At 58.5% G+C, this 21,429-nt stretch carries 18 protein-coding genes; 10 read left to right on the forward strand and 8 right to left on the reverse strand.

Translation table 11 applies throughout. The annotated features are described in order from the left end of the window. Positions 1–61: 61 nt before the first annotated feature. Both rpmA and rplU read right to left on the reverse strand, forming a co-directional pair. On the reverse strand, positions 62–337 hold the full coding sequence (gene rpmA, locus DFS28_RS19480; RefSeq protein WP_017340859.1) for a 50S ribosomal protein L27: 276 nt from the start codon (positions 335–337) through the stop codon (positions 62–64). Between the two features lie 34 nt (positions 338–371). Next, complete coding sequence (gene rplU, locus DFS28_RS19485; protein ID WP_003176051.1) at positions 372–686, reverse strand: 50S ribosomal protein L21; 315 nt, start codon at positions 684–686, stop codon at positions 372–374. Positions 687–926: 240 nt separating this feature from the next. On the opposite strand from rplU, the gene DFS28_RS19490 reads away from it, so the two are divergent. The 3 genes from DFS28_RS19490 to DFS28_RS19500 all read left to right on the forward strand — a co-directional run bounded on the left by DFS28_RS19490 (position 927) and on the right by DFS28_RS19500 (position 2,881). Continuing rightward, positions 927–1,895: a polyprenyl synthetase family protein gene (locus DFS28_RS19490; protein WP_008154944.1), complete on the forward strand. Its 969-nt coding sequence runs from the start codon at positions 927–929 to the stop codon at positions 1,893–1,895. Positions 1,896–2,076: 181 nt separating this feature from the next. Next, positions 2,077–2,418 carry a zinc ribbon domain-containing protein YjdM gene (locus DFS28_RS19495; RefSeq protein WP_008154270.1) on the forward strand — a complete coding sequence of 114 codons (342 nt, stop codon included), beginning with the start codon at positions 2,077–2,079 and terminating at the stop codon, positions 2,416–2,418. 205 nt (positions 2,419–2,623) lie between these two features. Further along, positions 2,624–2,881: a hypothetical protein gene (locus DFS28_RS19500; protein WP_008154268.1), complete on the forward strand. Its 258-nt coding sequence runs from the start codon at positions 2,624–2,626 to the stop codon at positions 2,879–2,881. Between the two features lie 143 nt (positions 2,882–3,024). Here the strand turns inward: DFS28_RS19500 and DFS28_RS19510 are convergent, their stop codons facing one another. From DFS28_RS19510 to DFS28_RS19520, 3 genes are all read right to left on the reverse strand, one after another. Beyond that, positions 3,025–3,642, reverse strand: coding sequence for an FKBP-type peptidyl-prolyl cis-trans isomerase (locus tag DFS28_RS19510; protein ID WP_008154266.1), 618 nt, complete (start codon positions 3,640–3,642; stop codon positions 3,025–3,027). A 121-nt stretch (positions 3,643–3,763) separates the two neighbouring features. Then, on the reverse strand, positions 3,764–4,063 hold the full coding sequence (locus DFS28_RS19515) for a DUF6482 family protein (RefSeq protein ID WP_111451102.1): 300 nt from the start codon (positions 4,061–4,063) through the stop codon (positions 3,764–3,766). Between the two features lie 203 nt (positions 4,064–4,266). Beyond that, positions 4,267–4,755 carry a TIGR00645 family protein gene (locus DFS28_RS19520; RefSeq protein ID WP_033054284.1) on the reverse strand — a complete coding sequence of 163 codons (489 nt, stop codon included), beginning with the start codon at positions 4,753–4,755 and terminating at the stop codon, positions 4,267–4,269. Between the two features lie 159 nt (positions 4,756–4,914). Between DFS28_RS19520 and DFS28_RS19525 the strand changes: the two genes are divergently transcribed. Then, positions 4,915–6,744: a hypothetical protein gene (locus DFS28_RS19525; protein ID WP_111451103.1), complete on the forward strand. Its 1,830-nt coding sequence runs from the start codon at positions 4,915–4,917 to the stop codon at positions 6,742–6,744. 5 nt (positions 6,745–6,749) lie between these two features. Here the strand turns inward: DFS28_RS19525 and DFS28_RS19530 are convergent, their stop codons facing one another. Then, positions 6,750–7,091 (reverse strand): hypothetical protein, encoded by a 342-nt coding sequence (locus DFS28_RS19530; RefSeq protein ID WP_008154258.1) that lies wholly within the window; start codon positions 7,089–7,091, stop codon positions 6,750–6,752. Between the two features lie 323 nt (positions 7,092–7,414). Then, positions 7,415–9,853 carry a Lon protease family protein gene (locus DFS28_RS19535; RefSeq protein ID WP_008154256.1) on the reverse strand — a complete coding sequence of 813 codons (2,439 nt, stop codon included), beginning with the start codon at positions 9,851–9,853 and terminating at the stop codon, positions 7,415–7,417. A gap of 276 nt (positions 9,854–10,129) precedes the next feature. Here DFS28_RS19535 and DFS28_RS19540 point away from each other — a divergent pair, with 276 nt between their 5' ends. The 4 genes from DFS28_RS19540 to DFS28_RS19560 all read left to right on the forward strand — a co-directional run bounded on the left by DFS28_RS19540 (position 10,130) and on the right by DFS28_RS19560 (position 13,712). Beyond that, positions 10,130–10,618 (forward strand): DUF3015 domain-containing protein, encoded by a 489-nt coding sequence (locus DFS28_RS19540; protein WP_111451104.1) that lies wholly within the window; start codon positions 10,130–10,132, stop codon positions 10,616–10,618. A gap of 104 nt (positions 10,619–10,722) precedes the next feature. Next, positions 10,723–12,576, forward strand: coding sequence for a DUF4105 domain-containing protein (locus DFS28_RS19545; protein WP_111451105.1), 1,854 nt, complete (start codon positions 10,723–10,725; stop codon positions 12,574–12,576). A gap of 214 nt (positions 12,577–12,790) precedes the next feature. Next, a complete protein-coding gene (locus tag DFS28_RS19555) occupies positions 12,791–13,147 on the forward strand; it encodes a hypothetical protein (protein WP_008154250.1) in 357 nt (118 codons plus the stop codon). Between the two features lie 70 nt (positions 13,148–13,217). Further along, positions 13,218–13,712: a GreA/GreB family elongation factor gene (locus DFS28_RS19560; RefSeq protein WP_111451106.1), complete on the forward strand. Its 495-nt coding sequence runs from the start codon at positions 13,218–13,220 to the stop codon at positions 13,710–13,712. Positions 13,713–13,887: 175 nt separating this feature from the next. Here DFS28_RS19560 and ettA read toward each other — a convergent pair whose 3' ends face one another. Then, positions 13,888–15,552, reverse strand: a complete 1,665-nt coding sequence (ettA, locus tag DFS28_RS19565) for an energy-dependent translational throttle protein EttA (protein ID WP_111451107.1) — start codon at positions 15,550–15,552, stop codon at positions 13,888–13,890. Between the two features lie 283 nt (positions 15,553–15,835). Between ettA and DFS28_RS19570 the strand changes: the two genes are divergently transcribed. Beyond that, a complete protein-coding gene (locus DFS28_RS19570) occupies positions 15,836–19,684 on the forward strand; it encodes a bifunctional diguanylate cyclase/phosphodiesterase (RefSeq protein ID WP_111451108.1) in 3,849 nt (1,282 codons plus the stop codon). A 241-nt stretch (positions 19,685–19,925) separates the two neighbouring features. Then, entirely contained in the window at positions 19,926–21,179 is a 1,254-nt protein-coding gene (gene glyA, locus DFS28_RS19575; protein WP_111451109.1) for a serine hydroxymethyltransferase, read from the forward strand. Positions 21,180–21,429: the final 250 nt, after the last annotated feature.

The raw sequence follows: 21,429 nt of genomic DNA on the forward strand, positions 1-21,429 counted from the left end.
GACTCACCCCACAAACGAAAAAGCCCCGTCGCGAGACAGGGCTTTTCCAGCAACTACGCAATTATGCCGCGACGACTTCAGTCTTCGGGACAATGCTTACGTAACGACGACCGAAGGCGCCCTTTACTTCGAACTTGATCACGCCGTCGATTTTAGCGAACAGGGTGTGATCTTTACCCATGCCAACACCGTAACCGGCGTGGAATTGGGTGCCGCGCTGACGCACGATGATGTTGCCCGGAATGATAACCTGGCCGCCATACATCTTCACGCCAAGGCGTTTGGCTTCTGAGTCGCGACCGTTACGGGTACTACCACCAGCTTTTTTGTGTGCCATGAGTCAATTCTCCTAGTGAGGAATTAGGCTGAAATTAAGCCTGAATACCGGTGATTTTGATCTCGGTGTACCACTGGCGGTGGCCCATACGCTTCATGTGGTGCTTACGACGACGGAACTTGATGATGCGGACTTTATCGTGACGACCTTGGGAGATCACTTCAGCCACAACGGTAGCGCCAGCAACAACTGGAGCGCCGATGTTCACGTCATCGCCATTGGCGACCAACAGAACGCGATCAAAAGTAACGGATTCGCCGGTAGCGATTTCCAGTTTTTCGATCTTCAGGTATTCACCTGGGGCGACCTTGTATTGCTTGCCACCAGTAACAATTACTGCGTACGACATGGTATTTCTCCGATAATCCTGCTCACCCAGCTCTTTATAAGAAGAGGTATTGGCTGGCATGGCTGCATTGGGCTGGAAGGCCTGTTTGCAATTGCGTAAGGCAGGTGCTGCCCAGGAAGTTCAGGGTGCGCGATTGTACGCAAGCTGCCAGGGCGATGCAAGAGGCCGTCCATCGTACCTTGACACCCGCCGACGTGGGTCCTAGCATGCCGCGCAACCCTTCTGGAGCAACTGTCGCTGATGCAACCCCAAGCTTTCTACCGCGCGGTGGCGGACGATTTTAGCGCCGTCGACGGCATCATCAAGAAGCAGCTGACTTCCCGAGTGCCGCTGGTATCGAAAATCGGCGATTACATTACCTCGGCTGGCGGTAAACGCCTGCGCCCCCTATTGGTTTTGCTGTGTGGCAAGGCGCTGGGGCGCGAAGGCGATGACCTGCGCCTGCTGGCGGCGACCATCGAGTTCCTGCACACCGCAACCCTGCTGCATGACGACGTGGTCGACATGTCCGGCATGCGCCGTGGCCGCTCGACCGCCAACGCCATGTGGGGCAACGCCCCTAGCGTGCTGGTGGGCGACTTCCTGTATTCGCGGTCCTTCGAAATGATGGTCGAGCTGGGCTCCATGCCGGTGATGAAAATCCTTTCGCAAGCCACGCGCATCATCGCCGAAGGCGAAGTGTTGCAGCTGTCGAAGGTTCGTGACGCCAGCACCACCGAAGAAACCTACATGGAAGTCATCCGCGGCAAGACTGCGATGCTCTTCGAGGCCTCGACACACAGTGCTGCTGCGCTCTGCGAAGCGACATCGGAACAGTCGGAAGCCCTGCGTACATTCGGTGATCACCTGGGCGTGGCGTTCCAATTGGTCGACGACCTGCTGGACTACAAAGGCGACGCCGAAACCCTGGGCAAGAACGTCGGTGACGACCTGGCTGAAGGCAAACCGACCCTGCCGCTGATCTACACCATGCGCGAAGGCACGCCGGAGCAGGCTGCACTGGTGCGCAAGGCGATCCAGAAAGGCGGCATCGAAGACCTGGAAAGCATCCGCGAAGCCGTGGAAGCCTCAGGTTCGCTGGAATACACCGCGCAACTGGCCCGTGACTACGTGGCCCGTGCGATCAAATGCCTCGATGCGCTGCCTGCCAGCGAATACCGCGATGCTCTGGTCGAATTGAGTGAATTTGCGGTCGCCCGCACGCACTGATTTATCCCCTGTGGGAGCGGGCTTGCTCGCGTAGGCGGCGTAACAGTCGACATCAATGTTGAATGTTAGTCAGCCTTCGCGAACAAGCCCGCTCCCACAGGTTATTTAGCGCCACGCCCTCTTCCGCCTAAAACCCTATATAATGTGCGCTTTTTAGCGATCCTCAATCCAAGGAGCTTTAGTGAGCACGTTGCCACCCTGCCCAAAATGCAATTCCGAATACACCTACGAAGACGGCGCCCAGTTGATCTGCCCTGAGTGCGCCCACGAGTGGTCCGCCAGCGGCGAAGCCGAAGCAGTGTCCGATGACACCGTGAAAAAGGATTCGGTCGGCAACGTCCTGCAGGACGGCGACACCATCACCGTGATCAAGGACCTCAAGGTCAAAGGCACGTCGCTGGTGGTCAAGGTCGGCACCAAGGTCAAGAACATCCGCCTGTGCGATGGTGATCACGACATCGACTGCAAGATCGACGGCATCGGCCCGATGAAGCTCAAATCCGAGTTCGTCAGAAAAGTCTGAGCCTGCTGTATTCCATCCCGCGTCCTGCGTGGGGTGGTGCTTCACCCTCCCCCGCTTCGCCCAACAATCCCTCGCAATAGCCAAACGCCAGCCGTTTTGACCTTACGCAACCTTTACCCTTAAAAAACCCAAACCGCCAATAGGTCCTTGCTATTTTATGAATAAGAATTATTCTCATTGAAACCCATCAATGGAGATGAGACCCATGACTTATTTGATCGATGCCTGGCTGGACCGCCCACACCCGTACCTCAGGATCCTGCATCGGGAAACCGGGGAAGTCTGTGCGGTGCTTGAAGAAGAAGCCTTGAACGAGCTGCAGGATCAGGGTGATCTGGATGTCAACGGCTTGAGTTCCAGCGAGCCGGTGGTGCTCAAGGAACTGGTGCGCAATCTGTTTCTGTTCTGCTATGCCCGGGCATTGCGCCCGACAAGCGAACTGCACCACAAGATCGAAATATGAAAATGCAACATGTCGGAGCGAGCTCTGTGGGAGCGGGCTTGCTCGCGAAGAGGCCATAACATTCAACATCATCGTTGAATGACACACCGCATTCGCGAGCAAGCCCGCTCCCACATGACCGAGCCCGTTCCGACACTCAGGGATTACAGAACGTCGAGCAGCTCGACGTCGAATACCAGTACGCTGTGCGGCGGAATGCTGCCAACGCCTTGAGCGCCGTAAGCCAGTTCGCTCGGCACGTACAGACGCCATTTGCTGCCGGCGTTCATCAGTTGCAGGGCTTCGGTCCAGCCAGCGATCACGCCGCCAACCGGGAATTCTGCAGGCTGACCACGATCGTAGGAGCTGTCGAACACAGTGCCGTCGATCAGGGTGCCGTGGTAGTGAGTACGCACTTGATCTTCACGGGTTGGCTTGGCGCCTTCACCTTGAGTCAGCACTTCGAATTGCAGGCCGGAAGCCAGGGTGGTGATGCCATCACGCTTGGCGTTTTCAGCCAGGAATGCCAGGCCTTCGCCAGCAGCGGCTTCAGCTTTGGCAGCTGCTTCAGCTTGCATGATTTCGCGAATGACCTTGAAGCTCGCGGACATTTCTTCCTGACCTACACGGCTTTCCTTGCCGGCGAAAGCGTCGGTCAGACCTGCCAGGATCGCGTCCAGGTTAACGCCCGGTGGCGGGTTGTCGCGCAGTTGATCGCCCAGCTGACGGCCAATACCGTAGCTGACGCGGGTTTCGTCGGTGGACAGATTTACTTCGGACATGACACTGCTCCGCTGTGCGGACGACCCTGGAACTAGCCGTGCGTACACAGCGCGTCCCGGAGCGCCCGGAACCAAAAGGGCCAGCAGACTAGCACAGATGCCATTGGGTTGATGAGGGGCGTCAGTGGTGCCACGCAATCGGTACCTTCAGGCTCCCCTCGGAACTGGCCCCAAGCCCACACATCTCGTCATGAACCGAAACATGTACAAGGTTGAACGGCAAGCTGGGAAAGGCATGAAGCACTTCACGGGCATGCTCGACCGAACGCAAATGAAACATCTGGCCGTGGGCATCGCTCAACGGGTACGCCGCGCCATGCATCCGCGCTTCCAACAGGTAGATCCCACCTTCCATTGAAATCAGGTTGAGCTCATCGATCTTCCCGGCGATGGCATAAGCATTCAACTCTTTCAGGTCCATGAACACACCTCACGCAGTGGCGAGCCAAGATCATTACAGACATAGGCCTCGGCGCATCAAAGTACAAGCCACAAACGACACCGCCCGTCTGTTTCGCAACCCTGTGGGAGCGTGGCTTGCCCGCGATGGCATCACCGCGGTTTGTCGTTTGACCGAGTTGATGCCATCGCGGGCAAGCCACGCTCCCACAAAAGAGGCTGAAATCAGTGCTTGGTCAGCTTATCCAGATAACCCATGGCAAACGCCGAAATCACGAAGGTCATGTGGATAATCACGTACCACTTCAAATGCTCGGGATCGACGTTCTTGGCGTCCATGAAAATCCGCAGCAGGTGGATGGACGAAATGGCCACGATGGAAGCGGCCACCTTCATCTTCAACGAAGAGGAATCCATGGTGCCCAGCCAGTTGAGCTTTTCCTTGTCGTCGTCGATGTCCAGTTGGGAAACGAAGTTCTCGTAACCGGAAATCATCACCATCACCAGCAAACCGCCTACCAGCGCCATGTCGATCAGTGACAGCAGCACCAGAATCAGATCCGACTCGGCCATCGAGAACACGTTAGGGATGACGTGGAACACTTCCTGGAAGAATTTCAGCGCCAGGGCCAGCAGCCCAAGGGACAGACCAAAGTAGATCGGCGCCAGCAGCCAGCGGCTGGCGTACATTGCATTTTCGATAAAGCGTTCCATCAAATCTCACACAAGGCCTGGAAATGGCCGCGAGTATAACAGCCGCCTGTCACACCCAGAAACCGTTGGGAAATCCGCAACCTGCGCGTGTGTGACAAGGTTTTTCTGCTAGTGTCCAAAGGATTGACAGCTCAGCGACATCGGACAGGAAGACGGGAAATGGATGTGCGATTGCCTTTGACGAGCGCCGGCATTTGCCTGGCTTTGCTGATGAGCGCCTGCTCACCCAGCGATGAGAAGCGCCAAGTCAGCATCGAGGAAAAGACGGCGCAGTTCGAGAAGTCTCTGGATGCGATTCAGGACCCGAAACTCAAGGATGCCGTGGCTGAACTCGGCGGCTCACTGTTGCTGCTTGAGCGTGCCCAGCTCAAGCTCGACAGCAAACCGGTGGAAACAGAATATGGCGAAGACGCCCTCGCCGTCCTCAAGCACTACCCCACTCCACAAGCCTTGGTCGACACCTACATCAACGGCCTGTTCGTGCTGCATAAAGATTCCGGTTCCGACTACCTGACCGACCTGCAACCGGTGTTCCCCTTCAACTTCAACATTCCGGTCGCGTTTCTCTTTCCTCATAGTCTTGAATGGCAATCGGTGACTTTGAGCAACAAACGCGTCATCCCGTTTCAGCCGGAATGGTCAGAAACCGATCCTGGAATTCAACTGAGCCCATCGAGCTCAAACCTGACCAACCCCGACGACCTGACGGTGACCTACCCCTTCATCGATGGCCTGGATGTTGAAAACAAGAACCAGCCACAACCGGTGAGCCTGCAAGGCAAGGTGGAAGTCATCGCGCCGCGCCGGCTCTACAGCTTCGACCTGACGAAAAAGGACGTTGGCCAGACTCGCACCAACGACAACCTCAGCGTCACCCTGCTGAACCTTGCAAACAACTACGCCGAAATCGAATTCAACAACAGCGCGCCACTGGCCCCCGAGGTCAGCGAAACACCGCTGAACCCGCTGATCGTCCAGGCCAAGGACAGCACTGGGCAATTTCTCTCGCGCTCAGGCTCGATCAACGAAACCTCCGCACAAATAGCCTTCTATCAAAAGCAACTGGCGAAAATGCAACAGCAGAAAGCCTGGAGCGAGAGCTTCGAGAAACAGATCGAAGAAGAACAGCGCGCCTTCGAGAAGCAACAGAGCCACCATTATTCCAAGGTGTACTTCAACGGGCCGATCGAAACGCTTGAGGTCAGCGTACTGGACTTTTCAACCGCCACGGTGACCCGCAAGGACCTGAACTTGCCGGTACGTCGCTTCGACCCACACACCACGCAAAAGACCATCCAGCCACTGACGCTGCCGGTGGTGGTGTACGACGACCAGGCCCCGATCTGGCTCAAGGGCGCCACACTGGGCGAGGAACAACTGAAAAAAAGCGTCCGCATCAGTCAGTCGGTCGAAGACCTCAGCGCGGCGCGCATCGAGTTCGATCACCCCAGAAGCTTCAATGACGAGCTGCTCGGGGCCTCCTTCACCCCCGGCGAAAGCCCGGTCAGTTTCTTTACCGAGGACAGTAACGGCAAGCGTGATGAGCCGATCGAATTGCCGCCTGAGGCTTACCAGGTCGATCCCTTGCGCGGCATCATCACCTACGACTTGAACCTCTTTCCGGAAACGCCGGCTTATGCGGTGGGCTCCATGCCGCTGTTTCTCGCCACCATCGAAAAGAAAACCATCGACGCCCACCAGTTGCCCAAAGGCCTGGCGCTTAAAGGCAATGCGCTGGTGGTTGATCTGAAGCTGTTTCCCGCCCAGGACTGGCGTTTCTTCGCCAAGGACGACAGCGGCAATTATCTGAAGGAGATTCTGTCGGTCAGCCACGATGCGAGCGCAGAAGGCCCGGCATTATTTGGGGTGCATTACTTCTACGGGCAGCCAACCCGTCTGGAAACCTATCAACGAACCGATCTCTCCACCGTGCAATATGGCTTCGAGGTCAAACTTGACAAGGCGGACACGTCCAGCCTTGCTCAATAGCCTGTTCAGTGCTCGGGCCGAAACTCGAAACCTCCAGTGTTGCGGCAGCGGCCACCATTGATTTCGCGCAGCTGAGCTTGCAGGTGCAGGCACCAGATTTGCGGATCATCGGCCAGTTCATAGCCGTGCAAGGTGAGACTTTCAACGATGGTGTCGAGAATCGACTCAGCCACAAAGGGGCCATGAAACGGGCCCTGGGCTTTAATGGCAGAAGGTTGCTCGCCAGCCATTCCGGCGGCGAAGAGTAAGGTCCACATGCCCGTATCCCCCGCCAATGGGCGGATGGCACACTCGATACGGGTCACAAGGCCCAGGCATTGACGGGTGAGGCAGAGGTTGCGCGACATGGCGGCGACCCTCGGTAGATCCGGTATTCAGCCCCCACGGGAGGGCTGTCTCGATCCAGTGATTACTGTCGATATCCTTGACCTGAGAATAGAGGAAAAGTCTGACTAGCACGTCAAGTGAGACCAGAAGGCGCCGAATGGTCATTGTGTGAATATTGACGCCAGACTGATGGCACTTTTAGAGCTCAGCACCGATAAAAATGTGGGAGCGGGCTTGCTCGCGAAAGCGGTGTGTCAGTCGACATTGATGCCAACTGACACACCGCTTTCGCGAGCAAGCCCGCTCCCACATTAGCGTTGTGTGATCCCAAGTTCGGTATGCGTCAGGCCGGTTTGGCCTCGACCAGTGCTTCCTGCGCAGCTTCTTTCTCGGCTTCCTTGAGGTCTTCTTCGCTGATCATTTCTGCGATGACCCGCAAGCGTTCCACCACCCGCGCGTTAACGCTGCCTTCAGGGAACTGGCCATCGGCGTCCGGCGCACCGGCCGGCTCGCCGACCAACAGGCTCAGGGCTTCATCAGCCTGGCGCACGGCGTAGACGTGGAACTGCCCCGCGCGCACCGCCGTCAGCACTTTCTCGTCGAGCATCAGCGTGGCAACGTTGGCGTGGGGAATGATTGCGCCCTGCTCACCGGTCAGCCCGCGCGCTTCGCAGAGTCGGAAGAAGCCTTCGATCTTCTCGTTGACCCCACCCACCGCCTGCACTTCACCGAACTGGTTGATCGAACCGGTGATCGCAAAGCACTGCTTGAGCGGGGTTTTCGACAGCGCCGAAATCAGCGTGCAAGCCTCGCCCAACGATGCACTATCACCATCGACGTAACCGTAGGATTGCTCAAGGGCGATACTCGCGGAAATCGCCAGCGGGAATTCCTGAGCGTAACGACTGCCCAGATACCCCGTGAGGATCATCACGCCTTTGGAGTGAATCGGCTGACCGAGGTTAACCTCGCGCTCGATGTCGACGATGCCGCTACCGCCCGGATAGACGGTTGCGGAGATCCGCGCCGGTATACCGAACGCCGAGTCACCGACCTCCAGCACTGTCAGCCCGTTGCACTTGCCGACCGCCGCGCCAGCGGTGTCGATCAGGATGATTCCTGCCAGCATGTCATCGAGAATCCGCGCCGAGACGCGCCCGGTACGCGTGGCCTTGGCCTTGAGCGCACGTTCGATGTGCCCGGCGTCGGTCATTTCGTCACTGGCCAGTTGGCGAATGAAATCCGCCTCGCTGACCAGTTGGAACAGATCACCGATCCGCGCCGACAAACGCCCCTGGTGCTCAGCCAGGCGAGCACTGTAAGTCGCCAGACGCGCCACCGCATCGGCGGTCAGCGGCGCCATGCCTTCTTCGGAAGTGCGGGTCTTGAGCAACTGGGCGAACTGCTCCAGGCTTTCGTCGACCATCGGAATGTCTTCGTCGAAGTCCACCAGGACGCGGAACATCTCCTGGAAGTCCGGATCGAGGTCCTGCAGCGTGTAGTAGAGCTGTCGGGCGCCGATGATGACCACTTTGACCTGCAACGGAATGTGTTGCGGTGTCAGGGTCACGGTGGCGAAACGGCCCATCTCGCCCAGCGGCGATTCCATTTTCAGTTTGCGCGATTGCAGCGCGCGTTTGAGCGCATCCCACACGAACGGCTCGCTGAGCATTTTTTCCGCTTCAAGAATCAGGAAGCCGCCGTTGGCGCGGTGCAGCGCACCCGGACGCAACTGTCGATACGTGGTGTAGAGCGCGCCTTGATCGGTGGTGTACTCGATGCGGCCGAACAGGTTTTCGTAAGTCGGGTGCGGCTCAAAGACCACTGGCGCACCGCCGCTGAACGGATGACCAACCACCAGGCTCGGCGCGTATTGCTCTTCCAGCAGCTTGCGGGCGATGGCGTCTGTCTTGCTGTCGTCCACCAGTTGCTCGACCACGGTCTTGAGCAGGTACACCTGCATCGCTTGCAGGTAACCGCAGACCGCCGCGTTTTCCGCATACTTCTCCGACAACGGAGAAAGCAATGGCTGCAAGGCCAGGGTGATGGTTTCTTCGTTGAGCTGGCGCAGTAGATTGCTCGACTCACGCTTCCATTGCGGCAGGCTGGCGAGTTCTTCGTTCAGCCGCTCTTCCAGCCATGCAATGTCGTCGTGAAAACGCTCGCGATCGGCTTCCGGCAACTGGGCAAATTCGGCCTCGTCCACGGCCTTGCCTTCGCTCATCGGCGTGAAGGCGATATTGGTGCTGTCGCGGTACAGCGCAACGTCCTTCTCCAGCGCCAGGCGCTCGATCACGTCCAGCGCCTTGTCGTAACGCTGGTTGAAGGCGCGGTCGATGGCGCTTTTCTTTTGCTGGTAGGACGGGTGCTCGAACACGGCCGGAAAAGTCGCCAGCAGGTTGTCGATCAAGCCGTTGATGTCATCGATAAAGGCGCCGGCGGTGCCCGACGGCAACTCCAGTGCGCGAGGTTCGCGAGGATCATCGAAATTGTTGACGTAGACCCAGTCCGCCGGGGTCTGCAGGCGTTTGCCTTCGGCTTTCAGGTAGCGTTTGACGAACGAAAACCGGCCGGTGCCGGGCTCGCCCATGACAAATACGTTGTAACCGGGGCGTGGCATTGCCACACCGAACTGCAAGGCTTCGACCGCACGTTCCTGGCCAAGCACACCGCGGAAGGGCTCCAAATCATTGGTGGTAGAGAAGCTGAACTGTTCAGCGGAAAACGGACGGGTCAGCGCTTCAGGCGCTAGACGCAAGCTGGCAGCAACAGGATCAGGCATCGGGCTTCCTTACATCAGGCGGGGCAGATAGCGGCATTCTGGCGCTGCCCATACCTCACTTGCAAGGCGCGCCTCTAGCCAAAGCATAGACAAAGCGCTATCGGCAAGCGGGCCGGGTCTAAATCAACGTTTTCAACGAATGTTTCGCAAAAAATCACGGAACCCCAGGAACGTGCCTAAACTCCAAACTGCGCGGCTGGAACAATAACCGGCCCACTGGCGCCAGATCGGGCCAGACCCCTTGTCCATTGGTATGCACATAAAGAGAACAAAGCTATGAAACGGATTCTTCTCGGTACTCTCTTCACCGTTGTATCCCTCAATGCCATGGCTCAGGCGCCAGGCGGCCCGGATTGCGGTTGGGGCAACATGCTGTTCGAAGGTCAGCGTGGCACCCCGGCTCACTTCCTGGCATCCACCACCAACGGCACTTCCGGCAACGCAACGTTCGGTATGACCTCGGGTACCAACGGTTGCGCGACCAATGCGTCGCTGACCTATGGCGGCAAATCCTGGATTGCCATGAATGGCATGATGAACGAGCTGTCCGAAGACATGGCTAAAGGTCAGGGCGAAGCGCTGACCACTTACGCTGTGGTACTGGGCGTGGCGCCGGAAGACCGTGCGCATTTCGCCGCTGTCACTCATGAGCACTTCCAGCAGATCTTCAGCAAGGCTGACGTGACCGCTGACGACGTGCATACCAACACCCTGGCCGTTCTGAAGAGCGATCCGCGTCTGGCCAAGTACGCCACTCAAGCTTAAGCTCGACCCGCCCGCTCCTTTTCGGGGCGGGTTTTATTTTTTGAACCTGGCCCTTTTGGCCTGCCCCTTTGGGTCTTTGTTTCTTCCGACTTAAGTTGCCCACTATGCTCAAACGCCTTGCCTGGCTGGCGCTCTGTGTCTGCGCCCCGCTGTCTGCCACGCCCAAAATCGACAATCAACGTTTGCAGCAACTGGCCAATGATCCCTTCTGGATTTCCCTGGGTCACTACGAAACCGCCAAACTCGGCGGCTGGCGCAGCTATGTCAGCGACAAGAAATTCTTCCTTGCCGCCGACGGCAATGAACATCCCGACAACGAGCTGGCGGCGACCGTGCAAGCGCTGTACGCCCCGGCCAGTGCTGGCGAGAAACATGCGCAATGCGTCTACCCGGCCCGCACCCGCTGGCTCAAGGCACAGCTCAACCTGACCGATCTGCCGACGCTTCCCTGTACTGAATTCAAGCAATGGTTCCAGGATGTTTCGCCCCACAGTGCGGTGATGATTTTCCCGGCGGCGTATCTGAACAGTCCGTCATCGATGTTCGGCCACACGTTGCTGCGTATCGACCAGGCCAATGTGCAGAGTGATCAAACCGCCCTGCTCAGTTATGCAATCAACTTCGGCGCGTACATCGAAGGCTCGGACAACAGCATTCTGTATGCCTGGAAAGGCTTGATGGGCGGCTATCCCGGTTTGTTTGCCCTGGTGCCCTATCAAGAAAAACTCTCGGAGTACCGCAGCCTCGAGAATCGCGATCTGTGGGAGTACCGCCTCAATCTGACCCAGGCAGAAACCGAACGCATGGTCGAGCACGTCTGGGAGCTCAAGCAGATCCAGTTCGACTATTTTTTCTTCGACGAAAACTGCTCTTATCGCCTGCTGGAATTGCTGCAAGTAGCCCGTCCGAGCCTGCGACTGACCGAACAATTCCCGCTCACCGCAATTCCTACCGACACCGTCAAAGCGGTGAAAGAAGCAGGACTGGTGGAATCCATTCAGTATCGACCGTCTCGCGAACGTGAACTGCTGAGCCGCGCCGAGCCATTGACCACTGAAGAACAGGATTGGGTGCTGAAAGTCAGCGCCGATCAGAAGCAACTGCAAGACCCGGCGTTCAAGGCTCAACCCAAGGATCGTCAGGCGTTGATCATCGACGCCGCCTACCGCCTGGAGCGCTACCGCGCCAACGGCCAAGAGCGTGACCCGCAACGGGCGCAGCGCAGTTTCGAACTGCTGCGGGCGATCAACCAGAACCCGGCACCGGAACTGGACATCCCGCAACCCGGCCTGCCTGAAGATGGCCATGAATCGCGTACCTGGCAGGCCGGTATCGGCACTCGAGGCGACAAGGCATTTGGCGAGTACGGCTTGCGCATGGCGTATCACGACCTCAACGACAACGCCGAGAGTTTCCCCCTCGGCGCGCAGATTGAAATCCTGCAAATGAAACTGCGCCAGTACGAAGGCAATCACTGGCAGTTGCAGCAATTGGACCTGGCAACCATCCGTTCCCTGACCCCGCGCAATGAATTACTGCAGCCACTCTCGTGGCAAGTTACCGGCGGCCTGGAGCGCGTGCCGGGCAAGCATGACGACGAAACCCTGGTCAGCCACGTCAATGGTGGCGGCGGCGGGACCTGGCAACTGGGCGACGACATGCTCGGCTTTGCATTGGGCACCGTGCGCATTGAACACAACAACGACTTTGCCGGTTTCATCGCCCCGGCGGCGGGCTTCAACGGCGGTGTGCTGTGGAAAAACCCGCTGGGCAACTTCAGCCTGGAAGCCAAGGGCGACTTCTTCACCAATGGCGAAGTGCGCCGTAGCGTGAGTCTGAATCAGCAGTGGGAATTGTCGCGCAACCTGGGTTTACGCCTGAGTGCCCAGCGCGAATTCAGCCACCTGGCTTCGCCCGAGAACGAAGTGATGCTTGAGATGAAGTGGTATCACTATTGACCTGACACACCACCATCCCTGTGGGAGCGGGCTTGCTCGCGAAGGCGGTGTGTCAGTTGGCATAAGTGTCGACTGGCACACCGCCTTCGCGAGCAAGCCCGCTCCCACATTTGTTTTGCGTTGCCCAATAGATTTTTCACACCCCTTCCACAATTGCCTCACGAATCCACTCCTAGACTTCTCTTATAGGCCGTTGACGGTCTGGGAGTCTGAGATGTGGCGTTGCGTGGGTGTGGTGGGTTTGCTGATGCTGATCGCGGGTTGCCAGACGACCCACGAGGATCTGATCGCCAAGGGGTATCCACCGGCATTCGCCGATGGCTTCGATGACGGTTGCAGCAGTGGCCGGCAAGCGGCGGGGGCAATCACCGGAGAGTTTCGTAAAAACGTTCCGCGTTACCTCAAGGACAAGCAATACGCCGAGGGCTGGAGCGATGGCTTCCGTCAGTGTCAGGCGATGCGCGAAAGCGAGGACCGTGAGGATTATCGCAGCCACCATTGGGACGAGCGCGAAAAGGCCTGGCAGCAGCAGAAGGATCAGGACGCTGCTCGTGCTTTTCGCTCGCAATAAGTCGCTGACAGATATAGGTCGAAACTAAAAGCCTGCGACCATGGCCCAAACCCTATAACGGGAGAAAACCATGAGTCGTGCCTTCGTCAATGAAGATAACGCCGCCGCGCAAGCTGATCAGCCAGTAGAACGACAGGTCAGCGCGCAGCCCAACTACGTCACCCCGGCCGGGCTCGCCCTGCTTCAGGCGAAACTGGCCGAGGTGCAGAACCTGCTCAATGAACAGAGTGCCAAAGGTGAACTGGCCGACAAACAGCGCCAGGCTGACCTTGAGCGTGACTGGCGGTATTTCAACCAGCGATTGCAAAGCGCTCAGTTAGTCGTCCCGGCCTCTTCGACTGACAAAGTACAGATTGGCACCTGGGTGACGTTTGCCGATGAACAGGGCAACGAGCAGCGGGTGCAGTTGGTGGGCGAGGATCAGGCGGATGCCGCCAGTGGTTTGATCAACTGGGGTTCGCCATTGGGTCGGGCACTGTTGGGCGCGCAGGTCGGAGATGAGGTGGTCTGGAAGCGGCCGGTGGGGGATTTGGTGATTGAGGTTTTGAATATAGATATTGAGTGACCATTAGGCCGCCATCGCGAGCAAGCCCGCTCCCACATTCGACCTCTGTTGTCGGCTACGGCGCGGATAAATGTGGGAGCGGGCTTGCTCGCGAAGGCCGCGCCGCGGTCTCACTGGAAAACCCAAAAAAAACGGAGCCCCGAAGGCTCCGTTTTTTCATGCAACCAACCTGAAATCAGGCCAGTTTCTTGTGCCGTACACGGTGCGGCTGAGTCGCCGCTTCGCCCAGGCGTTTGCGGCGATCGGCTTCGTACTCGGTGTAGTTACCTTCGAAGAACACCGCTTGCGAGTCGTCTTCGTACGCAAGGATGTGAGTCGCGACGCGGTCAAGGAACCACCGATCGTGAGAGATCACAATGGCTGCGCCCGGGAAGTCCAGCAGGGCTTCTTCCAGGGAACGCAGGGTTTCAACGTCGAGGTCGTTGGACGGTTCGTCGAGCAGCAGGACGTTGCCGCCCTCTTTCAGGGTCAGGGCCAGGTGCAAGCGACCGCGCTCACCACCGGACAGGTCCTTGACGAACTTCTGTTGATCGCCGCCCTTGAAGTTGAAGCGACCGACGTAGGTGCGCGACGGGATCTCGTAATTGCCGATGCGGATCTGGTCTGAACCGTCAGAGATTTGCTGGAACACAGTCTTGCTGCCGTCCAGGTCTTCCCGGCTCTGATCGACACACGCCAGTTGCACGGTTTCGCCGACTTCGATGGTGCCCGAATCCGGTGTTTCTTTGCCCATCAGCATGCGGAACAGGGTCGATTTACCGGCACCGTTACCGCCGATCACGCCAACGATGGCGCCTTTAGGCATGGAGAACGACAGGTTGTCGATCAGCACGCGATCGCCATACCCCTTGGAAACGTTCTTGAATTCGATGACCTTGTCGCCCAGGCGTGGACCGGCCGGGATGTAGATCTCGTTGGTTTCGCTGCGCTTCTGGAATTCCTGCGATTGCATTTCTTCGAAGCGTTGCAGACGAGCCTTGGATTTGGACTGGCGGGCCTTGGCGCCTTTGCGCACCCACTCCAGTTCTTCCTTCATGGCTTTTTCGTGGGCCGACTGCTGCTTGGATTCGGCAGCCAGACGATCGGACTTGGCTTCGAGCCAACCCGAATAGTTGCCCTCGTACGGGATACCGGCGCCGCGGTCGAGCTCGAGGATCCAGCCGGCAACGTTGTCCAGGAAGTAACGGTCGTGCGTGATCGCAACCACGGTGCCCGGGAAATCGTGCAGGAAGTGCTCCAGCCAGGCGACGGAATCGGCGTCCAGGTGGTTGGTCGGTTCGTCGAGCAGCAGCATGTCGGGGGCGGACAGCAGCAGGCGGCACAGGGCCACACGACGCTTCTCACCACCGGACAGGAATTCGACCTTGGCATCCCAGGCCGGCAGACGCAGCGCATCGGCGGCGACTTCCAGTTGGCGATCCAGGTTATGACCGTCGCTGGCCTGCAGGATGGCTTCGAGCTTGGCTTGTTCGGCGGCCAGTTTGTCGAAGTCGGCATCTTCATCGGCGTATGCGGCGTAGACCTCGTCCAGGCGCGCCTGGGCGTTCTTGATCACGCTGACCGCTTCCTCGACCACTTCACGCACGGTCTTGGTCGGGTCCAGGATCGGTTCTTGCGGCAGGTAGCCGATGTTCAGCTCTGGCATCGGACGGGCTTCGCCTTCGAACTCGGTGTCGACGCCCGCCATGATTTTCAACAGCGTGGACTTACCCGAACCGTTCAGGCCGAGCACGCCAATCTTGGCGCCCGGGAAGAACGACAGCGAAATGTTTTTCAGGATTTCCCGCTTCGGCGGAACAACTTTACCCAGCCGATGCATGGTGAATACGTATTGAGCCATGGAGAACCTAGGGTCAGTGAACGATGAATGATTGGGGCGCGGGCGATGCCCGTCCAGGTTGTGCGCGTCGACGATTGATAGCGATCAATGCTGCGCGCTGAAAAAACCTGATTCTAGGAGCTGGAACGCTCCCGCGTAACCGGCAAAGCTACCTGATTGACGGAAGGCAGTCCAGCCGAGCGGGACTGGCACTTTGCCACAAGTCAGGGCATGCTAGCCGCCCTTCGGGCGTCCGGCTTATAGTGCACGTCGCGCCAGTCCAGCCAAACCGCAGGATTACAGTTTGTCTAATGTCACCCCACCTTCTTCCGTGAGCGCACTCAATCCTGCGACCGGCTCACCCCTGCGTGGGTCCCTGAAGGGCGCGCTGGCGGCACTCGCCCTGATGTTGCTTGCGCTATTGTTCTGGCAGTTGTTGGATCAGTTGCGCGATACCCAACAACACCAGCGTCAGTACACCATCGACTACACCGCCGATCTGGCCTCGCAAGTCAGCCTGAACATGGCACTCAATGCCCAGATCGCCCTCAACCTGCTACCGATCGTCGAACAACCGCAAAGTACCGACGAACAGCAGGCGCTGTTCCGCAAACTGCAAAAATCCTTGCCCGAGCTGCGTAGCCTCGCGTTGCTTAGCCCTTCCGGCAAAGTCCTCACCGACAGCGCCGACAACAGCGATGACGCTGACTACCTGAGCGAACTGGTTCGGCGCAGTCGCGCCCAGGCCCATTATTTCAGCAACGCCAATGACGGTTCGGTGGTGCATCTACTGCTGCATCAAGCCAGCGGCAGCACCCGCGGCTACTGGGCTCTGCGGCTGACGCCGACATTTTTCTCTTCGCTGACCAATCAAAACGAAACTGGCATTCGCCCGCTGTGGGTGGTGGAAAACCGCGTCAATCACCAGATCATCAGCCGCGACGATGGGCAACCCTTGGCCACTCCGGCGGTGATAACACCGGATGAGCTGGCGAACAGCGTGCTGACCGTGCCCCTGAGCAGCAGCGACTGGCAACTGCGCGGGTTGTTCGACCGGCAACGGGTGATCGAACATCTGCTGCCGGCGTTCATTGGCAAATGCCTTCTGGGCCTGGCCTTCTCGCTCCTGCCGTTCATCGCCCTGCTGAACATGCGCCGCCGCCAACGCCAGGTGCACGAAGGCCGTCGACGCTACCAGGATATTTTCGAAGGCACCGGCGTCGCCTTGTGTGTACTCGACGTGTCCGGGCTCAAAAGCGTCTTCGACAATGCTCAGTTGCACAGCAGCGAGCAACTGAAGGCCTGGCTCGAAACACCGCAACAGCGCCAGCATCTGCTGCAGGAACTGCGCATCACCGAAGTCAACCTGGTCGCCCTGCAACTGCTCAACGTCAACACCTGCGATCAAGCCTGGAAACTGCTGATCGACGGTAACCCGCAGGACGGCACCGCCATTGGCAATCAAGTGCTCGACGCAGTGCTCAACCAGCAGAAACAGCTTGAACTGGAAATCAAACTGCAAGACGCCAATGGCCGCGACCAGCACTTGTGGCTGGTGCTGCGTCTGCCGGAAGACCAGGACGACTATAAAGCGGTGATCCTGAGCATCACCGACATCACCAGTCGCAAGCTCGTCGAACTGTCGCTGTTGGAGCGTGAAGGATTCTGGTCCGACGTGGTGCGCACCGTGCCGGATCATCTGTACGTGCAGGACGTGATCAGCCAGCGAATGATTTTCAGCAACCACCACCTGGGCCAGACGCTCGGTTACAACCGTACCGAACTGCACCAGATGGGCGAGTATTTCTGGGAAATTCTGCTGCACCCCGAAGATGCCGACTTCTACCACCGCTCGCGCCAGACCCAGCGCCAGGCCGGTTACCGACAACTGATGCAATGCCAGCTGCGCTTCCGCCACCGGGACGGTAAATGGCGGCGCTTTGACATCCGCGAACAGGCGCTGGCGCGGGACAAGCACGATCAGGTCACGCGAATCATCGGCGTGGCCAAGGACATCACCGATCAGATTGAAGCCAGTGAGTCCCTGCGCGACAGCGAGCAGCGCTACCGGATGCTCGCCGAAAGCATCAGCGACGTGATTTTCTCAACCGACAGCAAAATAGCGCTCAACTACGTCAGCCCGTCGGTGCAAGCCGTGCTGGGCTACGACGCCGACTGGATTTTCCAGAACGGCTGGCAATCGACCATCGCCAACCCACAACAGCTGACCGGCATTTATCAACTGATGGACCGGGTCAGTAAAGCGCTGAATAAACCCGAGCAACTGGCGCTGTTGCGCAGCCAGGTGCAAACCCAACTGTTTTTGTTTGATTGCCTGCGGGCCGACGGGCGCAAGATTCCGATCGAACTGCGGCTGGTGCTGGTCTGGGACGAACACGGTGCATTCGAAGGCGTGCTGGGCGTCGGTCGCGACATCAGCCAGCAACGCCGGGCCGAAAAAGACCTGCGCATGGCCGCGACCGTATTTGAGCACTCGACTTCTGCGATCCTGATCACCGACCCGGCCGGCTACATCGTCCAGGCTAACGAAGCCTTCAGCCGTGTCAGCGGTTATGCGGTGGAACAGGTGCTCGACCAGTTGCCGAACATGCTGACCGTCGACGAGCAGCAGGAAGCCCATCTGCGTTATGTGCTCAAGCAATTGCATCAGCACAGCACGTGGGAAGGCGAAGTCTGGCTCAAACGACGCAATGGCGAGCATTACCCGGCCTGGGTCGGGATCACGGCGGTGCTGGATGACGAAGGCGATCTGGCCAGCTACGTGTGCTTCTTCAGCGACATCAGCGAACGCAAGGCCAGTGAGCAGCGGATTCACCGCCTCGCCTATTACGACGCCCTGACCCACTTGCCCAACCGCACGCTGTTCCAGGATCGCCTGCATTCGGCGCTGCAATCGGCCGAACGGCAGAAGTCCTGGGTGGTGCTGATGTTCCTCGACCTGGACCGCTTCAAACCGATCAACGACTCCCTGGGCCACGCCGCCGGCGATCGCATGCTCAAGGAAATGGCCACGCGCCTGCTCGGCTGTGTCGATGATGACGACACCGTGGCGCGCATGGGCGGCGATGAGTTCACCTTGCTGCTGCAACCGCGGGCCAACCGTGAAATTGCCTTGAACCGGGCGATTCATGTGGCTGAACAGATTCTCGCCAGCCTGGTGAAACCGTTCGTGCTTGAAGGCCGCGAGTTCTTCGTCACCGCCAGTATCGGTATCGCCCTGAGCCCTCAGGACGGTAACGAACTCAGCCAGCTGATGAAAAACGCCGACACCGCGATGTATCACGCCAAGGAGCGTGGCAAGAACAACTTCCAGTTCTATCAAGCCGACATGAACGCCAGCGCCCTGGAGCGTCTGGAGCTTGAAAGCGACTTGCGTCACGCCCTGGAGCAGAACGAATTCGTCCTCTACTACCAACCGCAGTTCAGCGGCGATGGCAAACGCCTGACCGGCGCCGAAGCCTTGCTGCGCTGGCGCCATCCGCGACGAGGTCTGGTGCCGCCGGGAGACTTCATTCCGGTGCTCGAAGAGCTCGGCCTGGTGGTGGATGTCGGCGACTGGGTGATCAGCGAGGCCTGCCGTCAGCTCAAGACCTGGCATCAGGCCAAGGTCCGGGTGCCGAAGGTGTCGGTGAACATTTCGGCCCGGCAGTTCTCCGACGGGCAACTCGGGACACGGATTGCCACCATCCTCAAGGAAACCGGCCTGCCGCCGGCGTGCCTGGAGCTGGAACTGACCGAAAGTATCCTGATGCGCGAAGTCAGCGAAGCGATGCAGATTCTCGCCGGGTTGAAAAATCTCGGCCTGAGCATTGCGGTCGACGACTTCGGCACCGGTTACTCATCGCTCAACTACCTCAAGCAGTTCCCGATCGACGTGCTGAAAATCGACCGCACCTTCGTCGACGGCCTGCCGTCGGGTGAGCAGGATGCACAAATTGCCCGCGCGATCATCGCCATGGCCCACAGCCTCAATCTGGCGGTGATCGCCGAGGGCGTGGAAACCCACGAGCAACTCGACTTCCTGCGTGAGCATGGTTGCGACGAGGTTCAGGGGTATCTGTTCGGGCGGCCGATGCCGGCGAACCGGTTTGAAGCGCAGTTCAGCAATGATGCGCTCTTCATGTTCGACTGAAATTTTGTAGGAAGGCCATCGCCAGCAGGCTGGCTCCCACAGGTTTTTTGGCTGTACACAAGATTTGGTGCCACTGAAGATCTACTGTGGGAGCCAGCCTGCTGGCGATTTGGGCCAGCACGATCACCGCTGATCCCGTCATGAAGCCCACTTGTCTGCGACATGATGTCCTTTCATATGCCATCTAAAACCCATTGGGTTAGAATGCCCCCCTTTTCTGCCCCGATCCCTGAGGACCGCCATGTTCAGCCGTGATTTGACTATTGCCAAGTACGACGCCGATCTCTTTGCCGCCATGGAGCAAGAAGCTCAGCGCCAGGAAGAGCACATTGAGCTGATCGCTTCGGAAAACTACACCAGCCCTGCGGTCATGGAAGCTCAAGGCTCGGTACTGACCAACAAGTACGCCGAAGGCTACCCGGGCAAGCGCTACTACGGTGGTTGCGAGTTCGTCGACGTGGTCGAGCAACTGGCCATCGACCGTGCAAAAGAACTGTTCGGCGCTGATTACGCCAACGTTCAGCCGCACGCCGGTTCGCAAGCCAACAGCGCCGTTTACCTGGCTCTGCTGCAAGCGGGCGACACCATCCTGGGCATGAGCCTGGCGCACGGCGGTCACTTGACCCACGGTGCCAGCGTTTCCTCCTCCGGCAAGCTGTACAACGCCGTTCAGTACGGTATCGACAGCAACGGCCTGATCGACTACGACGAAGTCGAGCGTCTGGCGGTTGAGCACAAGCCGAAAATGATCGTGGCCGGTTTCTCTGCCTACTCGCAGATTCTGGACTTCCCGCGTTTCCGCGAAATCGCCGACAAGGTTGGCGCCTACCTGTTCGTCGACATGGCCCACGTGGCCGGTCTGGTCGCCGCTGGCGTCTACCCGAACCCGGTGCCTTTCGCTGACGTCGTGACCACCACCACGCACAAGACCCTGCGCGGTCCACGTGGCGGCCTGATCCTGGCTCGCGCCAACGCCGACATCGAGAAGAAGCTGAACTCCGCGGTATTCCCGGGCGCCCAGGGTGGCCCGCTGGAGCACGTGATCGCGGCTAAAGCGATCTGCTTCAAGGAAGCGCTGCAACCTGAGTTCAAGACCTACCAGCAACAAGTGGTGAAAAACGCCCAGGCCATGGCCGGCGTGTTCATCGAGCGCGGTTACGATGTGGTGTCGGGCGGTACTCAGAACCACCTGTTCCTGCTGTCGCTGATCAAGCAGGAAATCTCCGGTAAAGACGCCGACGCCGCTCTGGGCAAAGCGTTCATCACCGTGAACAAGAACTCCGTGCCAAACGATCCACGCTCCCCGTTCGTCACCTCCGGTCTGCGCTTCGGTACTCCGGCTGTGACCACTCGTGGCTTCAAGGAAGCAGAGTGCAAAGAACTGGCCGGCTGGATCTGCGACATCCTGGCGGACCTGAACAACGAAGCGGTGATCGACGCCGTTCGTGAGAAGGTCAAGGCCATCTGCAAGAAGCTGCCGGTATACGGCGCCTAATCAGCCCGCAAAACCGCAGCAATGAAAAACCGGCCAGTGATGGCCGGTTTTTTTTCGTCCGCAATTTTTTTCAAACCGCGAAAAGGCTCAAGGTCGGGGCATTGCACCCAACTGGTAAGACCGGTCATGCCAATTACTCAAAATTTGCTTGCGAACACCCAAAAACAGCGCCTAGACTGCGCCCGCACTGGACATACCGGTAAGACCACAATAATTAAGTCCTGAATCTGATGCGCGAAGCGCACGGCAG

Origin of the sequence: Pseudomonas sp. 478, from assembly GCF_003254125.1 — a bacterium.
Taxonomy (GTDB): domain Bacteria; phylum Pseudomonadota; class Gammaproteobacteria; order Pseudomonadales; family Pseudomonadaceae; genus Aquipseudomonas.

Excerpts from the sequence above, each read along its gene's own strand:
- DFS28_RS19510 (WP_008154266.1), bottom strand. The coding sequence starts at position 3,642 with ATGTCCGAAGTAAATCTGTCCACCGACGAAACCCGCGTCAGCTACGGT.
- DFS28_RS19540 (WP_111451104.1), top strand. The coding sequence starts at position 10,130 with ATGAAACGGATTCTTCTCGGTACTCTCTTCACCGTTGTATCCCTCAAT.
- DFS28_RS19535 (WP_008154256.1), bottom strand. The coding sequence starts at position 9,853 with ATGCCTGATCCTGTTGCTGCCAGCTTGCGTCTAGCGCCTGAAGCGCTG.
- DFS28_RS19500 (WP_008154268.1), top strand. The coding sequence starts at position 2,624 with ATGACTTATTTGATCGATGCCTGGCTGGACCGCCCACACCCGTACCTC.
- DFS28_RS19490 (WP_008154944.1), top strand. The coding sequence starts at position 927 with ATGCAACCCCAAGCTTTCTACCGCGCGGTGGCGGACGATTTTAGCGCC.
- DFS28_RS19560 (WP_111451106.1), top strand. The coding sequence starts at position 13,218 with ATGAGTCGTGCCTTCGTCAATGAAGATAACGCCGCCGCGCAAGCTGAT.
- rpmA (WP_017340859.1), bottom strand. The coding sequence starts at position 337 with ATGGCACACAAAAAAGCTGGTGGTAGTACCCGTAACGGTCGCGACTCA.
- ettA (WP_111451107.1), bottom strand. The coding sequence starts at position 15,552 with ATGGCTCAATACGTATTCACCATGCATCGGCTGGGTAAAGTTGTTCCG.
- DFS28_RS19530 (WP_008154258.1), bottom strand. The coding sequence starts at position 7,091 with ATGTCGCGCAACCTCTGCCTCACCCGTCAATGCCTGGGCCTTGTGACC.
- DFS28_RS19555 (WP_008154250.1), top strand. The coding sequence starts at position 12,791 with ATGTGGCGTTGCGTGGGTGTGGTGGGTTTGCTGATGCTGATCGCGGGT.
- DFS28_RS19520 (WP_033054284.1), bottom strand. The coding sequence starts at position 4,755 with ATGGAACGCTTTATCGAAAATGCAATGTACGCCAGCCGCTGGCTGCTG.
- DFS28_RS19515 (WP_111451102.1), bottom strand. The coding sequence starts at position 4,063 with ATGGACCTGAAAGAGTTGAATGCTTATGCCATCGCCGGGAAGATCGAT.
- glyA (WP_111451109.1), top strand. The coding sequence starts at position 19,926 with ATGTTCAGCCGTGATTTGACTATTGCCAAGTACGACGCCGATCTCTTT.
- DFS28_RS19525 (WP_111451103.1), top strand. The coding sequence starts at position 4,915 with ATGGATGTGCGATTGCCTTTGACGAGCGCCGGCATTTGCCTGGCTTTG.
- rplU (WP_003176051.1), bottom strand. The coding sequence starts at position 686 with ATGTCGTACGCAGTAATTGTTACTGGTGGCAAGCAATACAAGGTCGCC.
- DFS28_RS19545 (WP_111451105.1), top strand. The coding sequence starts at position 10,723 with ATGCTCAAACGCCTTGCCTGGCTGGCGCTCTGTGTCTGCGCCCCGCTG.